4 protein-coding genes are annotated in these 3,934 nt (G+C 73.5%); all 4 read left to right on the top strand.

What is annotated here, in order from left to right:
* Positions 1-1,214: glycosyltransferase (locus tag AX737_RS21185; RefSeq protein ID WP_066924677.1), on the top strand; the 1,214-nt coding region annotated here is incomplete at its 5' end.
* Positions 1,215-1,286: 72 nt separating this feature from the next.
* Complete coding sequence (locus AX737_RS21180; RefSeq protein ID WP_066924675.1) at positions 1,287-2,144, top strand: WecB/TagA/CpsF family glycosyltransferase; 858 nt, start codon at positions 1,287-1,289, stop codon at positions 2,142-2,144.
* A 99-nt stretch (positions 2,145-2,243) separates the two neighbouring features.
* Positions 2,244-2,960, top strand: coding sequence for a sugar transferase (locus AX737_RS21175; RefSeq protein ID WP_082773198.1), 717 nt, complete (start codon positions 2,244-2,246; stop codon positions 2,958-2,960).
* A gap of 50 nt (positions 2,961-3,010) precedes the next feature.
* Positions 3,011-3,934: glycoside hydrolase family 5 protein (locus tag AX737_RS21170; RefSeq protein ID WP_066924673.1), on the top strand; the 924-nt coding region annotated here is incomplete at its 3' end.

The following is a 3,934-nucleotide window of genomic DNA, read 5'->3' as shown; positions in this document are numbered from 1 at the left end:
CCGCGCGCCCGGTCGCGCGGGCGGTCCGGCGGCACATCCTGCCGCGGGTCATGCCCACCATGCGCCACCCCTTCCCGGAGGCGGTGCGCAACGTGCGGGTCGTCGGCCTGCTCTCCTCCTCGTCGGGGCTCGGCGAATCCGCGCGCCTCTGCATCGACTCGCTGACGCGGGCGGGCTGCGGGGTCACGACCGCCGACGTCGCCGCGCTCTTCGACAGCGACGACGGCGTCGCCTACCCGCGGCGGGATTCGGGGCCCCCGGCCGACGTAGCGATCTACCACCTCAACCCGACCATGCTCCTGCCCAGCATCCTCCGGGCGGGACTGCCGCAGCACCTGCGGACCTACAGCATCGGCTACTGGGCCTGGGAGCTCGAGACGCTGCCCCCGGAATGGGTCGGCGCCCTCCGGTTCGTGGACGCCGTCATGGTGCCGAGCCGGTTCTGCCAGGAGGCCGTGCAGGCCTACACGAGCAAGCCCGTCGTCGTCGTCCCGCACCCGGTCGAACGGCCGGCCCCGGTCGCCGACAGCGTCGCCCGCGGCGCGGACGCGCGCTTCCGCGTGGTCAGCATCTTCAACCTCGGCTCGTCCTTCCTGCGCAAGAACCCGGTCGCGGCGATCATGGCCTTCCGCGCCGCCTTCGGCGAGTCGGAAGAGGCGGAGCTGGTGCTCAAGATCAGCGACGGCGCCCGCTACCCGGCCGAGCGCGACCGGATCCACGCGGCGATCGCGGGCGCGCGCAACATCCGCCTGATCGACGCGGTCTGGGACCGCGCCGCGCTGCAGGGGCTCCTGGCCTCGGCCGACGCCTACCTGTCGCTGCACCGCTCGGAGGGGTTCGGCCTGACGCTCGCCGAGGCGGCGCTCGCGGGCATCCCGGTCGTGGCGACCAACTGGTCCGGCAGCACCGACATCTGCCCGCCGGAACTCTGTTACCCGGTCGATCACGCGCTGGTGCCGTTCAACGATCCCCACCCGGCCTATGCGGGCCTGAGGCGGGCGCGCTGGGCCGAGCCCGACGTCGCGCACGCGGCCGAGCAGCTCCGGCGGATCCGCGCCGCGCCGGCCGAGGCCCGGGCCCGCGCCCGCGCCCTGCGGACCTGGCTCGCCGAGTACCTGGCGCGGCACGACTACCGGGGCGCCCTCGGCGAGATCGCCGCCCGGATGCCGGCGGGCGTGCCCGAGGCCCTCGGCCGGGACGCCGCCCGGCCCTGAGGGGACCTCCGGCCTCGGAGCCCCGACCACGACCACGCACAGAGCAGGCCCTTCACCTTGAGGACGCGCACATTGGCCCAGTCACTCGCTTCCTACCAGCCGGACGCCCCCCAGCCCGACCGTTGCGCGACGGCCGAGGCGGGGCGGATCTTCGGTCTGCCGTTCTCGGCCCTCGACGAGCAGGCGCTCGTCGCGCAGATGACGCAGGCGGTCCCCTCGGGCTCGGGCCCGAAGCGGCTGGCCACGGCCAACCTCGACCACATCGTCCAGATGGCGCGCAACTCCGCCTTCCGCCGGGCCTACGACCGCGCCTGGACGATCACGGCCGACGGCATGCCGGTCTACCTCTATGCCCGCCTGCGCAACGTCGGGCTGCCCGGCCGCGTCACGGGCGCCGACCTCTTCGCGCGCCTCATCGAGGTCCTCGATCCGGGCCGCCACCGCTGCTTCTTCGTCTGCAGCACCGCCGAGGTCGCCGAGCGCCTGGAGCAGCGCCTCCTGCGGCGCGGCTTCCGGCGCGACGCGCTGGCCTTCTGCGTGCCGCCGCACGCCTTCGAGCGCGACGCAGCCTACTCGGACGCGCTGGCCGCGCGCATCCGGGCGCACGCGCCGACGCACCTGTTCATGGGCCTGGGCGCACCGAAATCCGACATCTGGACCGACCGCTACCACGACGCGCTCGGCGACTGCTACGTGCTGAACGTGGGCGCAGCCCTCGATTTCGCCGCCGGCGTCAAGCGCCGCGCGCCGGTCCTGATCCGTCGCATCGGCCTCGAATGGGCCTGGCGCGTCGCCTCGGAGCCGCGGCGCCTCTACCGGCGCTACCTCGTGGATTCCTGGCAGTTCCTCTGGCTCGTCGCCCGCGATCTCGCCCGCCCGGCCCAGCCGGCCCACAGCCGCGCCGCGCGCGGCATCGGCCGCCGCACCTGATCGGGGTGCCCGAGCCGGGCACCCGTACCGCCGCCCGGGCCGGCGCCGCCGGCCCGCGGATCCCGTCCCCGTCGTCACGCCGCATTTGGAGTTTTGGGAATGCAGCAGGGAATAGCAGTTAAGTTCCAGCGCGAGGACCGGCTGCTCCCCCGGACCCAAGAGGGGCGCGCGCCCGCGCGCCGGGGCAGGGCCGAGCGGCCGATCGCCCGCCGCGCCCGCGCCGCCAACGGCGCCGCCGTGAAGCGGGTGGCGGACGTCGCGGTCGCGCTCACCGCGCTCCTCTTCCTGATCCCGCTCTTCCTGGCGGTCGCGCTCCTGATCAAGGCCGAGACGAAGGGGCCCGTCTTCTTCCGGCAGAAGCGCTACGGCCTGAACCGGCAGCCCTTCGAGATCCTGAAGTTCCGCACGATGACGGTCCTCGAATCGAGCGGGGCCTTCGAGCAGGCCAGCGCCAACGACCGGCGCGTGACCCAGATCGGGCGCTTCCTGCGCCGGTCCAGCCTCGACGAGATGCCCCAGCTCATCAACGTCGTGGCCGGGCACATGTCGCTCGTCGGTCCGCGCCCGCACGCCATCGCGATGGACGACACCTTCGCCGACATGGTCTCGGACTACGACGACCGCTTCCTGGTGCGGCCGGGCCTGACCGGGCTCGCCCAGATCACGGGCTACCGCGGCCCCACCGACACCTACGACAAGATCGCGCGGCGGATCAGCCGCGACCGCGCCTACATCCGGCGCTGGTCGCTCGCCCTCGACGCGTCGATCGTTCTCCAGACGCCGATCCGGCTCGTGAAGGATCCGAACGCGCTCTGATCCGGAGAGACGCGCCTCCGCCACCGGACGATGGACAGACCACAGGTTCGATGCACGTGAATCTCACGCGACGACAAGCACTTTCGGGTCTCGCCGTCTCGGGCCTCGCCGTCGGCGGGGCCGCGGGCCTGTCACCCGCCCCAGCGCGGTCCGCGGAGCTGACTTATCCGGGGGTCAACCTGTCGGGCGGGGAGTTCGGCGACCTCGGCCGTCCGCTGGGCCAGGGCTACATCTACCCGCCGGACCAGGCCTTCGCCTACTACGCGAGCCGCGGCCTCAGGCTCGTGCGGCTGCCCTTCCGGATCGAGCGCCTGCAGCCCGAGCCGTTCGGGGCGCTGGCGGAGCGGGACCTCGCGGAGCTGCGGCGCTGCGCGGCGAGCGCCCGGCGGCACGGCCTCGTGCTGGTGCTCGACCCGCACAATTACGGCAAGCGCGACGACCGCCCGATGGAGGCCGCCGACCTCGCCGACTTCTGGAAACGCCTCGCCACCCCGTTCCGGGACGCGCCCGGGATCGCCTACGGCCTGATGAATGAGCCGGTCGCCTACAAGCCGGCCGAATGGCGCCCGATCGTCGATCGGGTGGTCGCCACGATCCGCGACCTCGGCTCGGACCAGCTGATCATGGTGCCGGGCGCCGGCTGGACCGGCGCGCATTCCTGGGTCTCCGAGGGCAACGCCGCGGCCTTCGAGGGCTTCGAGGACCGGAACTTCATGTTCGAGGTGCACCAGTACCTCGACGCCAACAGTTCGGGCACCGACCTGCAGACCTACGTGCCGGGAGCCGGAGAGGATCGCCTGCGCGCCTTCACGGACTGGGCCCGGGCGCGGGCGTGCCGGGCCTTCCTGGGCGAGTTCGGCTTCGCGCTGCCGGCCGGGCGGACCGAGGCCGGCGCCATGCTCGCCTACCTCAAGGCCAACGCGGACGTCTGGCGGGCCTACGCCTACTGGGCGGGCGGGCCGTGGTGGGGGGAC

The organism is Methylobacterium sp. CCH5-D2 (assembly GCF_001556475.1).
In the GTDB taxonomy this organism is placed as follows: Bacteria; Pseudomonadota; Alphaproteobacteria; order Rhizobiales; family Beijerinckiaceae; genus Methylobacterium; species Methylobacterium hispanicum.
Note: the sequence above shows the minus strand (reverse complement) of the source record. Positions and strands in the feature narration are given on the sequence as shown.

Bases quoted from the DNA above. Each gene is read 5' to 3' on its own strand.
- AX737_RS21175 (WP_082773198.1), top strand. From the start codon at position 2,244: ATGCAGCAGGGAATAGCAGTTAAGTTCCAGCGCGAGGACCGGCTGCTC.